This window comes from Francisella orientalis FNO12, assembly GCF_001042525.2.
GTDB lineage: Bacteria > Pseudomonadota > Gammaproteobacteria > Francisellales > Francisellaceae > Francisella > Francisella orientalis.
Genome location: NZ_CP011921.2, coordinates 246,217 through 264,023, shown reverse-complemented (window position 1 = coordinate 264,023; position 17,807 = coordinate 246,217). Strand labels below are relative to the sequence as shown.

Below are 17,807 nucleotides of genomic sequence, written 5' to 3'. Positions count from 1 at the left end.
TCTAGTATCTCGCTCTACCTAATACCAGCACACATAAAATAGTATTCAAAAAAAGTAGTATACTTGGCAACATACATAACATATACAAATAAAAGTCAGTTTGAGAATAAAGTGTAAAAATAGAATAAATAGCTATAATCAAACCAACAAAAGAAAAGCTTAACTTACCGATATTATCATATATAACTTGTGCCCAGCCTTCAACTTTATCAAAGACTTTACTTGTTGGTTTCCAGCCCTGAGGCTTATTTAGATAATAATTTATTTCTGCTTTTATACCACACCAAAACACAAATGATGACAACATAAACATCGCAATATAAATTTGAGAAATTTTACTTATAAAACTACCTTTTATGTCACCGTATAAATAATACCAAACACTTAGGATAAGCAACGGAATAAGTGTCACATTTACTATCGACACAAAAGCTATATTGTTTCTCGGAAAAATAACTAATAATAATGCAAATATTGGAAAGCCTGAAGCTACAACCTTAAATAATAAATACAACATATCAAGCTTCACTCTAAAGTTCAGACTAGAAGAGCTTATAATATTTGACATATATTTATGCATTACTTGCATACCACCAAAAGACCATCTTAACCACATTTTCTCAAACTCTTTGAGAGATGTAGGAACCCACTCTCCTGTTTTAAGAAAAATAGGCGCACTATTAAACCCTGATTCATAACACCTAAATCCAGCTGCAATATCTTCTGTGACCATAACTTGAGATTTATAATATTCTTCCCATTTAGATGTTGCTTGTAGTGCTTGTTTACTCCAAATACCATTGTGCCCCTGATAATTACAATAGCCATATTTACCTACAAATTCATTAAAATAGCGAATTGTATTTTGGAAAATACTAGCGACCTTAGTAACTAAATTAGTACTATAGTTAGTACTTTCTATCAAGAAACTAACAAAACCAAGCTTAGAATCTTTTTTAAACTCTGGTAACCCTACTTTTAACGCACTTTGAGGTAAAGTTGAATCAGCATCGAGAAACAATACATAATCAAAATTAATATGTTGCATTGCAATATCAAGATTACGTGGCTTAAAACCTTCTGTCCCATTTCTATGGATAAACTTACAACTTATACCTTCTTGCATATTATGCTTGTTAACATAACCTTGCCATTTCAAGAAGTCTGGATGATCTAAATCACTATTATCAACAATTATTATCTCGATTTTACCAGTAGGATAATCAAGCTGATATGCCGAATCAAAAGTTAATTTACAAACATCGAAAGGTTCATTACGTGTAGTTATAACGACAGAACATCCTAGCTCTTCATCAGTTTCCTGAAAATTCTTATTTTTACCAAAAAGACTATCAATGAAACAATGAACACTTAAAATGATTCTATAACCAAGTAAAAAGAAAGTTGGTAACAATATACACAATATCAACATTGATATAAATGGATGAGAACTATAATCAACGCTCAATATCGCAATTGTAGTAAATACCACAAAAATAAAGCTTAATAATACATATATTATCGTTATAAGATTTAGCTTACGAGACTTAGATGTCACGAATAGATAGATAACAAAACAACACAAAAAAGATAATAGCGCTATACTTGCAAAAGTCTCTCCAACCTGTGAAAGACCATAAAGAACAAGTAAAGCTGCTATAAGAGATAACAGTTTTTTCATAAAAAATCATAGAATCCAAATGATGAGAATTTTACTCCAAAAAAGTACCACTAACAATAAGTAATTATAATGATTGTTTATATTTTTGATATTCTAACTGCACAGATTCTTCTGGCTTCGAGCTTAATAAACTAAATACCACTATACAGATACTGCTCAAAGCAAATCCTGGAACCATAGCATAAACATTAAACCAGCCACCTAAATGACCAAATAGTAGCCAAACTAAAACTGTCAATGAGCCCACAAGGATTCCAGCAATAGCACCATTTTTATTCATCCTAGACCAAAATAATGAAAATATCACTACTGAACCAAATGAACTACCAAGACCAGCCCAAGCAAAACCTACCAAATTCAAAATACTCGTTTCAGGATTATATGACAAGATAATTGCGAATATTGCCACTAATAACACGATCAAACGACTTACATTTAGAAGCTCTCTATGAGATGCATTCTTTCTAAGAAATTTGGCATATACATCTACCGAAAAAGCACTAGATAATGATAGTAATTGTGCTGATGATGTACTCATTACAGCAGATAATACTGCGGCAAGTAAAATTCCTTCCATCCAGGGATTAAAAAATACTGATGATAATTTCAAAAATACAGATTCTGGATTAGCTAAACTATCACTATAATATGCAGCACCAAGTATACCTACACAAGTAGCCCCCATTAATGCTAATATCATCCATATCATACAAATCCACATAGCTTGTGATGTCTTGTTTGGGTCTTTTATTGCCATAAATCGCACAATAATATGAGGCTGACCAAAGTATCCTAAACCCCACGCAAGTAATGACACTATAGTGATCAAAGGAACTCCAGAAGTAACATCGAAGAAACCATCTGCTTTTATATTTGATAACGCAGCTGAAATATCTGTACTTCCCAAATTGAAATAAACAACTGCTGGTACAATCAACAAGGCTAAAAGCATCAAAGTTCCTTGAAAGAAATCAATCCATGATATTGCTAAAAAACCACCCACACATGTATAAATAAATATAATTGTCGCTGTTAGAAGCAAAGCTTCATGATAAGAGATACCAAACATTGAACTAAACAATACTCCTCCAGAAACAAATCCTGCTCCTGTATATATTGTAAAGAAAATAACAACTACTACTGCCGTTAATGATCTTATTATACCCCTATCATCATGAAATCTATTTTCAAAATATGCAGGAATAGTTATCGAATCCTTAGCAATTTCTGTATAAATACGTAACCTTCTAGCGATAACGCTCCAGTTAACAAAAGCTCCTAATGATAAACCTAACGGTAACCATATTTGATTAAACCCAGAAACCATAAATGCTCCTGGTAGAGCTAACAGTAACCAAGATCCCATATCAGAAGCACCAGCGCCTAGCGCTGCTATTGGTGCACCTAAAGACCTACCTCCCAACATATAATCAGAAACTTTTTTTGTTTGAAAGTATGAATATATCCCTATACCAAATATAATTAAGATATATATTATAAATGTAACCCAAAGTATGCTGTTTTGACTCATTACCTAATGACTATTAAAAAATACATTCTATAAACTTAACATTTTCAGATGCTATTTAAAAGTTTACAACAGAAGTTTAAATGAGAGAATCTCTTGACAAAGTATTTTAAAATACTAATTTAATAATATTTACCAGCAAGTTAAATAAAAGAAAATTACAATATTCAGATAATTATTAAGACATAAATTTTTCAACACCATCTTTAAAATCAAAGCTATGCTCTGCGGTAATATGTCTAACTGTTTTAGTTGTTGAACGCATAACTACACTATGAGTAACTGCATATGAGCCTCTGCGAGTACTATTAACCCTCTTAACACCCCTAAGCATATTACCATCTGTAACACCTGTTGCCGCAAAAACGATATCACCAGATGCTAAATCATCAATATCATATTTTTTATCAAGATCTGTTATGCCTAATCTATGAGCTCTTTGAATCTCTTCATCACTATTAAATTCTAATCTAGCTTGCATTTGACCACCTAGACACTTAAGAGCTGCTGCAGAAAGGACTCCTTCAGGAGCTCCTCCAGTGCCTATAAAAACATCTATACCCGAGCCTTCTGTAGCTGTAGAGATAACTCCTGATACATCACCATCATCGATAAGAACAACTCTAGCACCGCTTTCACGTGCTTCTTTGATAATATGTGCATGACGAGGTCTATCCATAGTACAAACAACTAGTGCCGACATATACACACCCTTAAACTCAGCAACTCTTCTTAAATTTTCTGTGACAGAATCATCTAAGTCGACAATACCTTTAGGAGCTCCAATACCGCCAACTGCAATTTTTTGCATATATACATCAGGCGCATTTAAGAATCCACCCTTATCAGCTACTGCTAAGACAGTAAGAGCATTTGGACCACCTTTGGATGTTATAGTCGTACCTTCTAGTGGATCTAGAGCTATATCCACTTCACAACCACCTGAACCTACTTTCTCACCTATATACAACATCGGTGCTTCATCTAATTCACCTTCACCAATAACAACAGTACCATCGATTGCTACTTCACTTAATGCTTTTCTCATTGCATCGACTGCTGCTTGGTCTGCAGCAATTTTATCACCCCTACCCATCTGGCTCCATGATGCTAGAGCCGCTAGCTCAGTAACTCTTACTGCTTCTAGTGCTACATTTCTATTCATTTGCTTTGGTCCTTTTTGTTTTATAGTTTATCTACAATTGGTATAAGAAATTTTTCTATTTCATCTTTTAACTGTATAAGCTTACCATGAAAAAAATGCCCAACCTCGGTCATTTTAACCAATGTCAACTCAGATTTAACTGTTTTAAGAGTAAAATCAAAAACAGAATTAGGGTTTACAGTATCATCATCTATACCTTGAATGACTAACCATGGAAGATTCTTAGGCTCATCAAATTTAGTCAAATCAAATCTATCAACTGCTGGCGCTATAGTTATTAAACCCACAACATCATCTATCTTATTTAAACTCATATATGCTATGACACCACCAAATGAAAATCCACACAATATAATTTTTTTAAAATTGGTATTTTCCCTAATCCAATCACAGACAGAAATCAGATCCTCTAACTCACCATCTCCCTCACCATACTCACCTTGACTATCTCCAACTCCTCTATAGTTAAATCTATATGACTCAATGTCAAGTGTTTTCATAGCTCTAGAGATAGTAGTTACAACCTTATTGTGCATACTACCTTGATATAATGGATGAGGGTGACACACTACAGCCACGACTTCTTGACTAACATCTTTGACTTTATCATAAGCTGCTTCAATCCGGCCGGCCTTACCTTGAATAAAAAAAGTGTTCATAATAACTAAAACTATTACTCTCCTGAAAGATCACAATCCTCTAATTTTATCAGTTTCGTCTTTTTAATAAACTTATATGCAAAATATAGTATCACAAATGCAAAGAAACCTACATAAGTTGATAGAAACTCAATTATAACACTCGACCAACTTCTACCTTCCATTGTCAGCATAGTTACACCTTGTCCAACTATAACAACAGAAACCAAGATTAATGCAATAATAGGTGCCCAAGGAAAAAACTTGGCTACAAAAGGTAAGTCACTTAGACTCTTACCTTGTTTAATATATGCTCTTCTAAAACGATAGTGACTCAAAGCAATTGTAAACCAAGCTATAAATCCAGCTAAGCTCGATACATTAACTAACCATGTAAATATTTGTCCACTACCAACAAATGATACAAAAAAGAATGAACTACCAATCAAAGCTGTAATTAAAAGAGCGATCATTGGCATACCTTTTGAATTAGTAGTTGCAAAAAATTGCGGTGCTTGCTTAATCTTACCTAAATGCCACAAAACTCTAGTTGCACTATACATACTAGCATTACATGCAGATATTATCGCTGTAAGAATAATCACATTCATAATAGTAGCTGCTGAGCTTAAGCCAACGCTCTCAAAAACAATCGTAAACGGACTAACCGAAATATCATCACCAGCCCTAGACTGTATCAAAGAAGGATTATTGTAAGGAATCAAAAAGCTTATTATTACTACTGCTAATATATAAAATATAAACAAACGCCAAAAAGTTTGTTTAATAGCCTTAGGAATAGACGTATCAGGATCTTTAGCTTCACCAGCTGCCACACCTATAAGCTCACTTCCTTGAAATGAAAATCCCGCAATCATAAACACAGAGATAAATCCCCACCAGCCATTATGAAATGGTGCATCGCCTATACACCAATTTTCAAAACCTACACTGCCATGATTTCCAATCATACCAAGAATCGATAAGAAACCAACTATAATAAATATAATAACCGTTGAAACTTTAATAAATGATAACCAATACTCGACTTCACCGTATACCTTCACTGAGAATATATTCAAAGCAAATACGAGTACAAAGAAAAATGCACTCCATAATAATATAGAGCTTCCTGGAAACCAGTATTGTATAATTATCGCAGCTGCAATTACTTCTGTTGCTACAGTTATCGCCCAATTAAACCAATAACTCCAACCTGTACTGAAACCCAAAGCAGGATCGACATAACGAGTAGCATATTCGCAAAATGTTCCACTAACAGGACTATGAGCAGCCATTTCACCAAGACTAGCCATCAAAAAATAAACCATTACAGCAATTATAATATATGCTAGAACTGTACCACCAGGTCCTGCATCTACTATGGCTCCACCAAGTGCTACAAATAAGCCTGTACCTATACAGCCACCTAAGGCTATCATTGACATATGTCGAGTATGTAATCCACGTTTGAGCTTTTGTGACATCTACTATTCTTCTCCCAAAGGCATTATTAAAAATTCAAAGAGCCAAAAGTAATAACTTGCTCTTCATAACTAAGATTGATATCCAGAAAATTTAAGATTTTAAAAGCGATTGGAGTAGATAGAGCATTAGAGACAATTTTCTAATTTCTAAATATTCCAAACCTCTGCCATAAAAATAAAACCTAAATCCATAATACTGCTCCAATCAATATCTTCAATTTTCAATTATGTATGTTTACAATATATAAATCAATGTTATTTTTCCCGATACATAATCGTATAAACGATCCATGTGCATATATAGACAAATATGCCACAGAATACCACATCACTAAAAAAATGCCCCCCCTGAGCTATTCTCATTAGTCCTAAACCTCCCCCAGCAAAGATTGTAGCTGCGAATACAATGGCTTTTTTTCTACGTGTAGCTACTAATGGCATAAATGCAAACAACCAAAAGCCCATTGATGGATCACCACTAACAAAAGAACAATTTTTATCACATTGTGATGATATTACAAATGGTGGTTGGAAAACCTTATCACTATTGAATTCTTGCACCATAACAGGTCTAGGCCTACCCCAATGATCTTTAAACACATAGTTAACAATCAATCCAGGACCAATCCATAAGCATACTGCAATAAAAAAAATAGCCTTTCTATACTTAATCTTAAATTTATCTATAAATAGAGAACCTATTAAGAATAAAATTACTCCTATAGAAAAAAATATCGGAAAAAACCTTGCAAACCAATGCAAAAATCCTAAAAAACCATCATATCCACCAATAAACTGATGCATAGATGAATCATAAAAATAATTTGCTATCTGTATATCTAAATGAGGAAATATTAAAAAGAATATCCAAGCAAAGAAACAAACTACAAACCCCAATATAATATGAAATCTAGCCAAATCTTGCCCCTTTAAAACGTTAAGCTTAATAATTTAGTAGTATAGTCTAACATTTTTAGAGTTTTTTTTGTTAGAATTGTGAATTGGTTTTTATCATTAATTTTTAAACATTTTACAAAATCATGGCTGACAATAATATAAATAAAACAAATCATGCAGTAGGTAGACTAAAGATAACTCTTGTAGTTATATTAACTGCTATAATAATATATCTTTTCATAGCACTATTTAGCTTTAACATAAATGATCCTGGTTGGAGCAGTATATCTTCTGAAACTACAATCAAAAACTACGCCGGCCCTGTCGGAGCATATATATCTAGTTTTATACTAGCCATTTTTGGGATTATTGGCTTTGTTTTACCTTTTTTACTTATTGATTTTGTTAGAATCCTGCTTCTAAAAAGGAAACAAGAAAGTCTAGGCTATTTAATGTTTACTGTTAAAACTGTTGGTATTATTACTTTTATACTTTCTTGCTGTGGATTATCTGAGCTTTACCTAAACTTTTTTAATTACTGGGTACCTCAGCGCTCTGGAGGTATATTAGGATATGAAACAGCAAAATTTATTATAAAATACTTAGGCACAGTAGGCAGCTCTTTCATACTACTGATAACATTGTCTATCGGCTTAATACTATATTCAGGCACCACATGGATATATATTTTCAAAAATATAGTAATGTTTTTAGGTCGAGCTCTAAACTACTTAACAAAAGCTAAGCCTAAAGATGATAAAGATATTCCAGACATAAATGATTTTGATGCTTTTGAAGGACAAATAACTACAACAAAGAATCTTGAAAAAAACAATCATCAAGAAGCCTCTATTAGCTTAAGAAAAGATGAAAATCCTAAAAAAAACGATACATTCCGTGATGTTTTAGAAAATACTAAAGTTGATAATGAACTGTCATTTAAAGATCCTAAAAAAGAATCAAACACAGATATATATGAAGAAACCATCTCAGAACTTTATATTGACTTTGATGATAATGAGGATATCAATCCGCTTGATTCAGAGTCAACTTCATCACCACAAATGACCAAGGAAGATTTAAGAGTAATCACTCAAACTCAACCTATTGTCAAACCTCTGAAAAAAGCAGATTTACCATCATTAGACCTACTAACGGAACTTGAACCAAAGCAAACTGTTATTTCTCAAGCACAGCTTAATGAAACATCTTCTTTACTAGAGCAAACACTAAATGACTTTAACATAAACGCTAAAGTTGTCGCTGCTTATCCTGGCCCTGTTATCACTAGATATGAAATAGATTTAGCAAGAGGTACAAAAGTTAGCAAACTTACAAATATCGCTCAGGACTTGGCTAGAGCATTATCAACCAGAGCTGTTAGAGTTGTTGAAGTGATACCCGGTAAACCATACGTAGGTCTAGAATTACCAAATCCAACTAGACAAATGGTACGCATTAAGGAAGTACTTGCCTCACCTGAATTTATGAAATCCAAAGCCCCTACCCTAATGGGAATAGGTGTTGATATATCTGGCAAGCCAACCTTTGCTGAACTTTCAAAGATGCCTCATTTACTAGTAGCTGGTACAACAGGATCTGGTAAATCTGTTGGTGTGAATGCGATGATCCTCAGCATGTTATACAAGTGTAGTCCTGATGAGCTTAAATTTATTATGATCGATCCTAAGATGCTTGAGCTTTCTATCTATGATGGTATACCTCATTTACTAACACCAGTTGTTACAGATATGACAGAAGCTGCTAACTCTTTGCGCTGGTGTGTAAAAGAAATGGAGCGTCGCTATGCACTAATGTCTGCTGCTGGAGTTAGAAATATCGCATTACTTAATGACAAAATTGAGCAGGCTGAAAAAGCTGGCAGACCTCTTAAAGATACAATGTTTATCAAAATGAATCCAGAAAGAGCTCACGAAGCTCCAACTCTTACAAAAATGCCATACATTGTCGTTGTTGCAGATGAGTTTGCCGATATGATTATGGTTGTCGGTAAGAAAGTTGAGGAGCTGATTGCAAGACTTGCTCAAAAAGCTCGTGCTGCGGGGATTCATATCATCTTAGCGACTCAAAGACCTTCTGTAGATGTTGTAACAGGACTAATCAAAGCAAACATTCCAACAAGGATGTCATTCCAGGTATCTTCAAGGATTGACTCTAGAACAATCCTTGACCAGCAAGGTGCTGAGCAACTTCTTGGACAAGGCGATATGCTATATTTAAAGCCTGGCTTTGGAGCTCCTATGCGTATTCATGGTGCCTTTGTTGATGATAATGAAGTACATAGAGTAGTAGAATCATGGAAAGAATATGGCGAGCCTGACTATGTACAAGATATTTTAGAAGCCTCTGAGGATGCTGATAATAGCAGTGGTGGCTCTGGTAGTAGTGGAGATAGTGAAGACCCTTTATACAACGAAGCTGTAGAAATTGTTATCAAAACACAAAAAGCATCTATATCTGCTGTTCAGCGCAAATTAAAGATAGGTTATAACCGCTCTGCAAGATTAATGGAGGAAATGGAAGAAAACGGTATTGTTTCTGAAATGAACCAAAACGGCTTGCGTGAAGTTTTAATTAAAAGAGATTCTTAAATGAAAAAAATAGTTTTACTCGTTACTCTTATATTTAGCATCGACTATAGTTTTGCTAATGCTAGTGATGATCTTATAAATAAAATCAAAAACATTCACTCAATGAGCGCAAGCTTTGATCAAAAACTCATTAATGGTGGAAGAGCTACTGATAATATTAGCTCAAAAGGCTATATGAGTTTAAAAAAGCCTAAGTTCTTTAGATGGATAACTACTTCTCCTAATAATCAAGAAATCATCTCAAATGGATCAAAGCTTTGGATATATGATGGCGACTTAGAACAAGTCATCATAAAAAAAGTATCTAACAATATCTCACAATTCCCTTATCTCATTTTGCTTTCTAAAAACACCGACAATATAAATAAACTATTTACTGTTAGAGAACTAGATAAGAACACATACCTACTAAAACCCAAGAATGATCAAATGATTGATAGTATACAAATTAAATTCTCTGATAATGAAAATCTTGAATACCTAGCGATATCTACTTCTTTAAATCAATTTACTAAAATCTCTTTCTCAGATGTGAAAACTGATATTGACATAGATAATACTAAATTTAATTTTGACATTCCTAAAGATACTGATGTAATTGATGAAACTAAAGATTGATAGTTTTATTTTATATACTTCTTAAATATCACTCCGAAAAAAAGATAGTAGTAAATAGCTAGCAGTACTGGTAATGAAGTAATCCACACAAAAGATGCTACCTGAGCTAAACTATGCACTCTGATAACATCTAAAAATTTAAAAAATATTGTTGAATTTTGCACTCTAGCAAACACATAACTATAAATTACAACACCAATAAAAAAAGTTATAACAAAAACAATCAATAGCAATATTTTTATAAAAAAATTCTTATTTAACATTATTTCATATCCTAGCTTTTAGTTAACCAACAGTTTCACAAGTAACACTTTTAAAACTATAAAAATTAGCATAAGCTTGATTATTATAAAGATCTTTATTAGGTGTAATATCATCAATAAAAACAGTTGGTGATATATAATCAACTATACACGGTAATGTTGGATCAGTAACTCCGGAATGTTGATATTGAGCTACTAAAACATCACGCTTCCGCTCGAAGTTGTAAAAAAACAAACTCATACTAAATATTAAATATAATTGTGCTACTAACAATAAGACAAATATCGGACTTAGCTTCTTGAGAGCGGCATATAGTTTGATAACAAATGAACTACTATGACTATAAATTTGCATATAAGCAGCCATAAAAAATATTGCATAATAAATAAGCAATACTCTTTGATTTAGATCATACGATTTAGCCACAGGCACTAATACAAACAGTGATAATACAAGTGCTGCGGAATATACAACTACTGATAGTATTTTGAAATTTTTATTAGTGAAAGCTAATATTGAAAAGGTCACAATCATAATCAACAGTATAAGTGTATATTGTGGCGTAAATATTAGCTCACTTATCAAACGAGTAACGTTTTGTAATAGTGATGACTGAACTCCTGATGATAAATGATCTAGCCTTGCATAGTTTCCAGGTGCTGTTATTAGTACAACACCTCCGATTCCACACGCAACAAAAAAAGCAACAAGCGTATCATTTATAACTTTCTTTGTAAGCACTCTTTCAAAAAAGCATGCTAGACAAAGTAAAATACTAACACATACAAATATCTCATTATATAGACCAACAATGGATCCAATAAATAAGCCAAGTAACATACTGTTTTTATTTTTGACTATGGAGAAATAGTATAAAACAGTAAGTAATGTTAATCCCAAAAAGTACTGAATAGCCCCTGTTTTCCATAGGATATTTGCCATAAACCCTGTCTGATAAAAGACAAAAACAAAGAAAAAACTATATATAACAAAATCTTTAGATAATATTCTACCTCTATCATAAGTGATTATTTTGAAAGTCAGTAGCATAAATACATAAAACGCTATCGAATTAATCACATTGACTATAAATAGTGACAAAGTTATATATGTTTTACTCATAAAGAAGTAGATTAAAGCCTGTGCAGAAACTCTGCCTGTCCACGTAAAATAATCAGCATGAATAGAGTGAACCATAATTATTAACCCTTTTGCTAGGGTATCTGTATTAGCTCTACCAAAATCATCTGCCCTCATTGGTTGCAGATAATTTAAAAGCAAAAAAAACGCAACTATAAAAACTGATATAGCAGCAATAATAAAATACTTCTTTTTCATAACTGACTAATAATCAAAAAGATACACAAATATACTCTAAGTGTATTATATTTGAGATGCTAATAAAAGCTGATTGTAAATGTAGAACTAACTAAGAGTGTATTAAGTTACTTTTGTAAAAAAAACTAACCATCAAGAAAATCAGTTTTAGGCTTAGCCTCTCTTTTGTAGATATTTCTATGCTTTAATATTTCTTTTTTTTGCGATTCTGACTTCTGTGGGTTAGCCTTATCGAACTCTTGCAAAAACTGGTCTATTTCACTCACATAAGCTCTGTCTTTTTTGTTATCGAACAAGTGAGCCAAACGCAATATAAGCTTCATCATACGACGACTTCTCCTAAAATACTAAATATAAATTATCTTGTAGCTTGTGTGTAATTATACTAAACTAAACATCAAAGTCATATATAAAATATTAAGCTTTTAAGTATTAGCAGATTATGTTGAGTCAAAAACCAAAGATAATTGGTATATTCTTAATGTTTTTAAGCATCACTATGCTTAGTCCATTATTAGTTGACTACATATATGCCGAAAAAAATGCTTATCCTTATATTTTAAGCTTTGCTGTGACCTTTTCTTGTGGCTTCTTTTTGTGGTTCATCTCTAGAAATACCCAAAAGAAACTTTCTAATAGAGATGGTTTTTTAATAGTAACATTAGTTTGGATGTTTGTGACCGTTTTTGGTGCCATTCCCTACATGTCCTTTCCGGGCTTAAACCTTTCATTCACTGACGCTGTATTTGAATCAGTCTCTGGCTTTACAACTACAGGTGGTACCGTAATTGAAGGACTAGACAAACTGCCACACAGTATACTATTTTATCGTCAACAAACTGAATTTTTTGGCGGTATGGGGATTATTGTTTTATCAGTTGCCATCTTACCACTTTTAGGTGTAGGTGGTATGCAGCTCTATAAAGCTGAAATATCTGGGCAATGGAAAGATGACAAAATCGCTCCAAAAATTTCAAGTACTGCCAAAGCTCTATGGCTAGTATATCTATTGCTAACATTCTTATGCTTTATTTCTTATTTATTGGTTGGTGTAGATCCTTTTAATGCTATATGCTATACATTCTCTACCGTATCTACAGGTGGTTTTGCACCATCTGATTCAAGCATGGCTGACAAGCCTTTTGGAATGATTCTAGTTTGTGGAATCTTTCTTTTCTTGGGAGCTACTAGCTTCAAAGCTCACTATATAGCTTTATCTAAATTTAAAATAAGCCACTATTTCAAAAATGTTGAACTCAAAGCATACTTTTACTTCGTATTTTTTGCTTCTTTCATAGTATGTATAACTATGATTGCCCATACTGATGACTTGTCAAATGTCTTTAGTATAGTTACAAACAGTGTTTTTCAAGTTATATCTATATCCTCAAGTGCTGGCTTTGTTTCTGATACAAACTACTATTTATGGCCTAGTTTCTTACCAATAATGCTAATGTTTATTGGAATAATTGGTGGTTGTGGTGGCTCGACTGCCGGCGGTTTGAAAATGATTCGCGCCATTCTTTTCAAAGAAAAGGCTATCCTAGAAGCCAAAAGAGTAATCCACCCTCAAGGAGTCTTCACTGTTAAACTTGGAGATATTCATATATCTGAACAAGCTTTAAATAGGGTTTCTGGGTTTATTTCTGTTTATATCATAATCTTTGCCGGTGGTTGGTTAGCACTGCTAGGTTGCGGCTTAGATGTAACTACAGCGTTCTCCACTATCGCAACAACACTATCAAATGTCGGTCCAGGACTAGGAGAAATTGGTTCTAACTTCAAAAGCTTACCCAAAGAAGCTCTATGGATATGTGACTTCGCAATGATTGCAGGACGTCTTGAGATATTTACAATCCTAGTGCTATTCATGCCAGATTTTTGGAGAAAATAAAAATACTTACAAACCTCCCAAAGCAGCTAAGTAAGATAAGTTCCCTACCTTGTCATACTCAACATTATTAGCATAAACGACAATCTTATAGTCAATGTTAGAGTCTTCACCTTTACACTCTAATTTCAGCAACTCATTACTACCTGATAAGTATGATACAAAAGAACTAGTTTTAGTAATCTCTTCTTTTTTACCTTCTTTATCCATAGTATAAGTAAACTTACAACCATAATTATCACCAATATATACATTAACCAAAAACTCAGTAGGTTTTTTATCAAGAATGTTATAAATACTACTAGGAGTATTTTCAAACTTAAAACCATATATATTATAAGCCGTCTGTTTTTTCTTTGAATGACCATGCTTTATAATCGGCAGTACTTGCCCTTGATAACCATCACCAGTAGTAGAACAACTACTCAAAATAAATAATACTGATAGAAGCAACACTACCAAAAACTTTCTAGAAAAAAATATTTTTTTCATACTGTCAGATAATCAGATTTGATAATTCATGAATAAAAGAATAAACCTAAAAAGCAAAAGAGGCAATAATTTACAGTGATTTTAAAAACTTATTCTTCAGTATCTACTTTTTCTTCTTGTTGCTGTTTTTTGTACTCGTAATAATCTTTCATAGTCAAGCCCTTTGCTCTAAACTCAGCTTTCTCAGCGATTTCATCAAGACGCTTTTTAGAATACTCAACGTGTTCATGAGAGTAATCTTCGACTGGTTGACCTTGTAGATTAAATCTTTGCTTGAGTTCAAAAACAGCCTTATGATAACGTGTATCACCAACATAGCGACGCAACACATTTCTAAGAACCATTTTATCTACAGGAGCAAAGTGCTCATTTTGATAAAAAATTTCAATTTCTTCACTTATACCAATTTTAAGTGGCTTCTTATTGATTGGATCGAAACATTTAGGAAAACGAAGACACAACCATTTGAACAGTTTTGCTTCTTCTTTTTGTCTTTCTTTCTCAACATCAACAGTTATCACGATTTCTTGAGCATCCTCTAATTGAGGATTCCGCAATTCATCTACTGTTTTATTGTTTATTCTATGGCCATACTGTGGAATACGGATAAAAGAAGTATCTCTTTCCTCAACCCTTTTAGCAGGAGCTTTCGGAATATTTTTAGTTTTAGAAATATTTTTATCTCTAGCTTGTCTCATTCTAGAAGTCTTTTCTTCTATTTTAGATGGCCCACCTAACAATGATTGTAACAATGAAAAATCGTTTAATTTATTTCTACCTTCAGACATTTCTTTATTTCATTAATAGTTATATAGGGTAAACCCTGTGTATACTTGCTTTATATCGTACTACAAAACTAATATATTTAGCAAGCAATAAAACATCCGTAATATTTTTTTAACATCAATATGAATTAATATTGACAATTTTTATAAATTACATATAATAAATCTCATCTTTCGTGGCTATGTAGCTCAGTTGGTTAGAGCACAGCATTCATAATGCTGGGGTCACTGGTTCAAGTCCAGTCATAGCTACCACAACTTTTTCCCTAGACCAAATACTTGTTAAGTTCATACACTCATATGGAACTGCATTACAGAAACAATTTTATAGTAGAAAATTAGTATTTTACTAATATCACAAATTCAACTTGAACTTTGCAAAATAGCAATACCGATATGGTAATATTACTTCTATATATTTTTTTCATTCATGAAATACTAATATGCAATAATCATATTTAAAAAAAAATTACATATCTTTAACAGCAGACAAAGCACCTATCATTTCTGAAGTTAGATTATTGAAGCCTTTTGGTGAATTTGGAGTAAAAATTACATTTGATTTGCCAGATTTTGTCATATTCTCTAATGTATCTAAATATTGATACATCATTACTAGAGATGAAATATATTCAGAAGAAATATTCCCACCAGTACCTTCTTTAACATCTTCTATAGATACACGCAGACCTCTTGCTATTGCCTTACGCTGCTCTGCTATACCTTCACCAAGTAGCTTCATTGACTCTTTTTGCCCTTCTGCTTCTTTGATTTTGATAAGCTTCTCTGCTTCTGCTTTTGCTTTTGTAGCTTCAAGCTGTCTTTGTGCGGCATTGATCTCGTTCATCGAACGTTTAACATTTTCCTCAGGATTAATATCAACAACTAATGATTTAATTATCGTATATCCATAAGTACTCATCTCTTCTGATAGCTCTTTTTTGATGTCTAATGCTATTGCATCTTTATTCTCAAAAGATTCATCTAAGCTCATACGTGGTAATGATGATCTAATCACATCAAAAACATACGATTCCATTTGAGCTCTAGCATTCGTTAGTTTATAAAAAGCATCTACAGCCTTCGACTCTTCAACTAAAAATTGTACCGATACTTTCATATGCACAAATACGTTATCTCTTGTTTTAGTCTCCGCAACGATATCAAGTTGCTGAACTCTCAAACTAACTCTACCAGCTATTCTCTCGATAAAAGGTATTCTAAAGTTAAGTCCTGCTCGTTGGATTCTCACAAACTTACCAAATCTCTCTATTATATTCACAGACTGAGTCTCAACTATACTTATTGAGAAAGCCAGTAAAAATATAGAAATTATTACCAAAAATATTAAAAAAAACATAAATATCTCCCTATATTACATAAGTTACGACTGTGGAAAATCGACTATTATATTATAGTTATTTTCACTATCTTTTCGCCAAACAAGTAAATCATGTCCTGAAGTAACTTTGCCGTCAGAACTTGTCCAAATAAACTTTAATATGACTAGCTGATTATTTTCATCAAGGTTTCTACAATACTCATAGTTAAGTTTTGACTTACCCATATCTCTTTTACCAATTTTATTTACAGCAAATCCATCAACGTAATGCTTTAATACAGCATCTTTAGGTGTATAAGGTTTACCTCCGCTCATATACATAAAATCATTACTATAAAAGGAAACTACTTTTTCAAAATCTGCAGAATCCCAAGCTTGTTCCATTTGTCTAGCTTTAGCTCTTATTGAATCAAAGCTTTTATCACTACAATCCATAGCTGTTGCACTTAAAGCAATCAACATTGTAGATATCATTATCAATATTTTTTTCATATATACTCCTAGTCCAAAAGTGATAATGTCGTCACATCTTTTGTTAAAATCTTAGGGTATTCCTCAAACGGTCGAAAACACTCAAAATGCAATACAATTTTATGAGGCACTTTTCTAAATTTATTAGTAAGTTTAAGTTTAAAATTATCCATACCGCCCCACTTTGAATTTTCAATATCAACACTCTCATGAGTATAATCAGTATTATCTACATAATCATAATCAGGTGGGATAAGAAACCATCTATATCCATCTATTGAATCTACAGGCAACTCGATATTAAAAGTATACTGTTTACTATCTAGAACAATAGGTTTTGTATATATCTTATCTATCTCCGCCTGAGTCATCTCTGCTAGCCCTAGATATGAAAAAAACAACAAAAACACTAATATTCGATACATTCTCAAAGTATAAAATCACGATCTATATAAGATAATTATATACACAAAAGCTGACTAAATGCATAACTTTGTATCAATCAGTATATATGCTATATCCTAATGACTTAGATTTTGTAGATATCTATATTTCTAGGTATTTTGGGTATATAATTACTGCTGTTGTAAATCATAAT

General features: G+C 32.7%; 17 protein-coding genes and 1 tRNA gene. 4 read left to right on the top strand and 14 right to left on the bottom strand.

The window, feature by feature from the left end:
* Position 1: 1 nt before the first annotated feature.
* From FNO12_RS01440 to lpxF, 6 genes are all read right to left on the bottom strand, one after another.
* Entirely contained in the window at positions 2 to 1,681 is a 1,680-nt protein-coding gene (locus FNO12_RS01440; protein WP_014714389.1) for a glycosyltransferase family 2 protein, read from the bottom strand.
* A 64-nt stretch (positions 1,682 to 1,745) separates the two neighbouring features.
* Positions 1,746 to 3,212, bottom strand: a complete 1,467-nt coding sequence (putP, locus tag FNO12_RS01435) for a sodium/proline symporter PutP (RefSeq protein ID WP_014714388.1) — start codon at positions 3,210 to 3,212, stop codon at positions 1,746 to 1,748.
* 175 nt (positions 3,213 to 3,387) lie between these two features.
* Positions 3,388 to 4,374 (bottom strand): class II fructose-bisphosphatase, encoded by a 987-nt coding sequence (gene glpX, locus FNO12_RS01430; RefSeq protein WP_014714387.1) that lies wholly within the window; start codon positions 4,372 to 4,374, stop codon positions 3,388 to 3,390.
* A 20-nt stretch (positions 4,375 to 4,394) separates the two neighbouring features.
* Positions 4,395 to 5,033, bottom strand: a complete 639-nt coding sequence (locus tag FNO12_RS01425) for an alpha/beta hydrolase (protein ID WP_030003337.1) — start codon at positions 5,031 to 5,033, stop codon at positions 4,395 to 4,397.
* Between the two features lie 14 nt (positions 5,034 to 5,047).
* Positions 5,048 to 6,499, bottom strand: a complete 1,452-nt coding sequence (locus FNO12_RS01420; RefSeq protein WP_030003336.1) for an amino acid permease — start codon at positions 6,497 to 6,499, stop codon at positions 5,048 to 5,050.
* A gap of 255 nt (positions 6,500 to 6,754) precedes the next feature.
* The gene (gene lpxF, locus FNO12_RS01415) at positions 6,755 to 7,417 is read right to left on the bottom strand and encodes a lipid A 4'-phosphatase LpxF (RefSeq protein ID WP_041257437.1); all 663 of its coding nucleotides are present in this window, start codon (positions 7,415 to 7,417) and stop codon (positions 6,755 to 6,757) included.
* 122 nt (positions 7,418 to 7,539) lie between these two features.
* On the opposite strand from lpxF, the gene FNO12_RS01410 reads away from it, so the two are divergent.
* Together FNO12_RS01410 and lolA are read left to right on the top strand one after the other, a co-directional pair.
* On the top strand, positions 7,540 to 10,008 hold the full coding sequence (locus FNO12_RS01410; RefSeq protein ID WP_014714384.1) for a DNA translocase FtsK: 2,469 nt from the start codon (positions 7,540 to 7,542) through the stop codon (positions 10,006 to 10,008).
* Positions 10,009 to 10,626 carry an outer membrane lipoprotein periplasmic chaperone LolA gene (gene lolA, locus FNO12_RS01405; protein ID WP_014714383.1) on the top strand — a complete coding sequence of 206 codons (618 nt, stop codon included), beginning with the start codon at positions 10,009 to 10,011 and terminating at the stop codon, positions 10,624 to 10,626. It abuts the gene before it with no gap.
* A gap of 5 nt (positions 10,627 to 10,631) precedes the next feature.
* Here lolA and FNO12_RS01400 read toward each other — a convergent pair whose 3' ends face one another.
* The 3 genes from FNO12_RS01400 to FNO12_RS01390 all read right to left on the bottom strand — a co-directional run bounded on the left by FNO12_RS01400 (position 10,632) and on the right by FNO12_RS01390 (position 12,554).
* The gene (locus FNO12_RS01400; protein ID WP_014714382.1) at positions 10,632 to 10,889 is read right to left on the bottom strand and encodes a hypothetical protein; all 258 of its coding nucleotides are present in this window, start codon (positions 10,887 to 10,889) and stop codon (positions 10,632 to 10,634) included.
* A 22-nt stretch (positions 10,890 to 10,911) separates the two neighbouring features.
* A complete protein-coding gene (locus tag FNO12_RS01395; RefSeq protein ID WP_014714381.1) occupies positions 10,912 to 12,228 on the bottom strand; it encodes a DUF6056 family protein in 1,317 nt (438 codons plus the stop codon).
* Positions 12,229 to 12,353: 125 nt separating this feature from the next.
* Positions 12,354 to 12,554, bottom strand: coding sequence for a CBU_0585 family protein (locus FNO12_RS01390; RefSeq protein WP_004286565.1), 201 nt, complete (start codon positions 12,552 to 12,554; stop codon positions 12,354 to 12,356).
* Positions 12,555 to 12,667: 113 nt separating this feature from the next.
* Here FNO12_RS01390 and FNO12_RS01385 point away from each other — a divergent pair, with 113 nt between their 5' ends.
* Positions 12,668 to 14,122 (top strand): potassium transporter TrkG, encoded by a 1,455-nt coding sequence (locus FNO12_RS01385; protein ID WP_094888828.1) that lies wholly within the window; start codon positions 12,668 to 12,670, stop codon positions 14,120 to 14,122.
* A 6-nt stretch (positions 14,123 to 14,128) separates the two neighbouring features.
* On the opposite strand, the gene FNO12_RS01380 is transcribed toward FNO12_RS01385, so the two are convergent.
* Positions 14,129 to 14,611 (bottom strand): FTL_1709 family lipoprotein, encoded by a 483-nt coding sequence (locus FNO12_RS01380; RefSeq protein ID WP_014714379.1) that lies wholly within the window; start codon positions 14,609 to 14,611, stop codon positions 14,129 to 14,131.
* Positions 14,612 to 14,700: 89 nt separating this feature from the next.
* On the bottom strand, positions 14,701 to 15,399 hold the full coding sequence (locus FNO12_RS01375; protein WP_030003335.1) for a ProQ/FINO family protein: 699 nt from the start codon (positions 15,397 to 15,399) through the stop codon (positions 14,701 to 14,703).
* A gap of 175 nt (positions 15,400 to 15,574) precedes the next feature.
* Between FNO12_RS01375 and FNO12_RS01370 the strand changes: the two genes are divergently transcribed.
* Positions 15,575 to 15,651, top strand: a tRNA-Met gene (locus FNO12_RS01370).
* Positions 15,652 to 15,865: 214 nt separating this feature from the next.
* Here the strand turns inward: FNO12_RS01370 and FNO12_RS01365 are convergent.
* From FNO12_RS01365 to FNO12_RS01355, 3 genes are read right to left on the bottom strand one after another with little or no spacing between them, the layout of a single operon-like run.
* Positions 15,866 to 16,762, bottom strand: coding sequence for an SPFH domain-containing protein (locus tag FNO12_RS01365; protein ID WP_174805277.1), 897 nt, complete (start codon positions 16,760 to 16,762; stop codon positions 15,866 to 15,868).
* A gap of 18 nt (positions 16,763 to 16,780) precedes the next feature.
* A complete protein-coding gene (locus FNO12_RS01360; protein WP_014714376.1) occupies positions 16,781 to 17,230 on the bottom strand; it encodes a DUF4440 domain-containing protein in 450 nt (149 codons plus the stop codon).
* Positions 17,231 to 17,238: 8 nt separating this feature from the next.
* Positions 17,239 to 17,634: a hypothetical protein gene (locus tag FNO12_RS01355; RefSeq protein ID WP_014714375.1), complete on the bottom strand. Its 396-nt coding sequence runs from the start codon at positions 17,632 to 17,634 to the stop codon at positions 17,239 to 17,241.
* Positions 17,635 to 17,807: the final 173 nt, after the last annotated feature.

Coding starts and splice junctions, on each gene's coding strand:
- FNO12_RS01440 (WP_014714389.1), bottom strand. CDS start 1,681: ATGAAAAAACTGTTATCTCTTATAGCAGCTTTACTTGTTCTTTATGGT.
- putP (WP_014714388.1), bottom strand. CDS start 3,212: ATGAGTCAAAACAGCATACTTTGGGTTACATTTATAATATATATCTTA.
- glpX (WP_014714387.1), bottom strand. CDS start 4,374: ATGAATAGAAATGTAGCACTAGAAGCAGTAAGAGTTACTGAGCTAGCG.
- FNO12_RS01425 (WP_030003337.1), bottom strand. CDS start 5,033: ATGAACACTTTTTTTATTCAAGGTAAGGCCGGCCGGATTGAAGCAGCT.
- FNO12_RS01420 (WP_030003336.1), bottom strand. CDS start 6,499: ATGTCACAAAAGCTCAAACGTGGATTACATACTCGACATATGTCAATG.
- FNO12_RS01410 (WP_014714384.1), top strand. CDS start 7,540: ATGGCTGACAATAATATAAATAAAACAAATCATGCAGTAGGTAGACTA.
- lolA (WP_014714383.1), top strand. CDS start 10,009: ATGAAAAAAATAGTTTTACTCGTTACTCTTATATTTAGCATCGACTAT.
- FNO12_RS01400 (WP_014714382.1), bottom strand. CDS start 10,889: ATGTTAAATAAGAATTTTTTTATAAAAATATTGCTATTGATTGTTTTT.
- FNO12_RS01395 (WP_014714381.1), bottom strand. CDS start 12,228: ATGAAAAAGAAGTATTTTATTATTGCTGCTATATCAGTTTTTATAGTT.
- FNO12_RS01390 (WP_004286565.1), bottom strand. CDS start 12,554: ATGATGAAGCTTATATTGCGTTTGGCTCACTTGTTCGATAACAAAAAA.
- FNO12_RS01380 (WP_014714379.1), bottom strand. CDS start 14,611: ATGAAAAAAATATTTTTTTCTAGAAAGTTTTTGGTAGTGTTGCTTCTA.
- FNO12_RS01375 (WP_030003335.1), bottom strand. CDS start 15,399: ATGTCTGAAGGTAGAAATAAATTAAACGATTTTTCATTGTTACAATCA.
- FNO12_RS01360 (WP_014714376.1), bottom strand. CDS start 17,230: ATGAAAAAAATATTGATAATGATATCTACAATGTTGATTGCTTTAAGT.
- FNO12_RS01355 (WP_014714375.1), bottom strand. CDS start 17,634: ATGTATCGAATATTAGTGTTTTTGTTGTTTTTTTCATATCTAGGGCTA.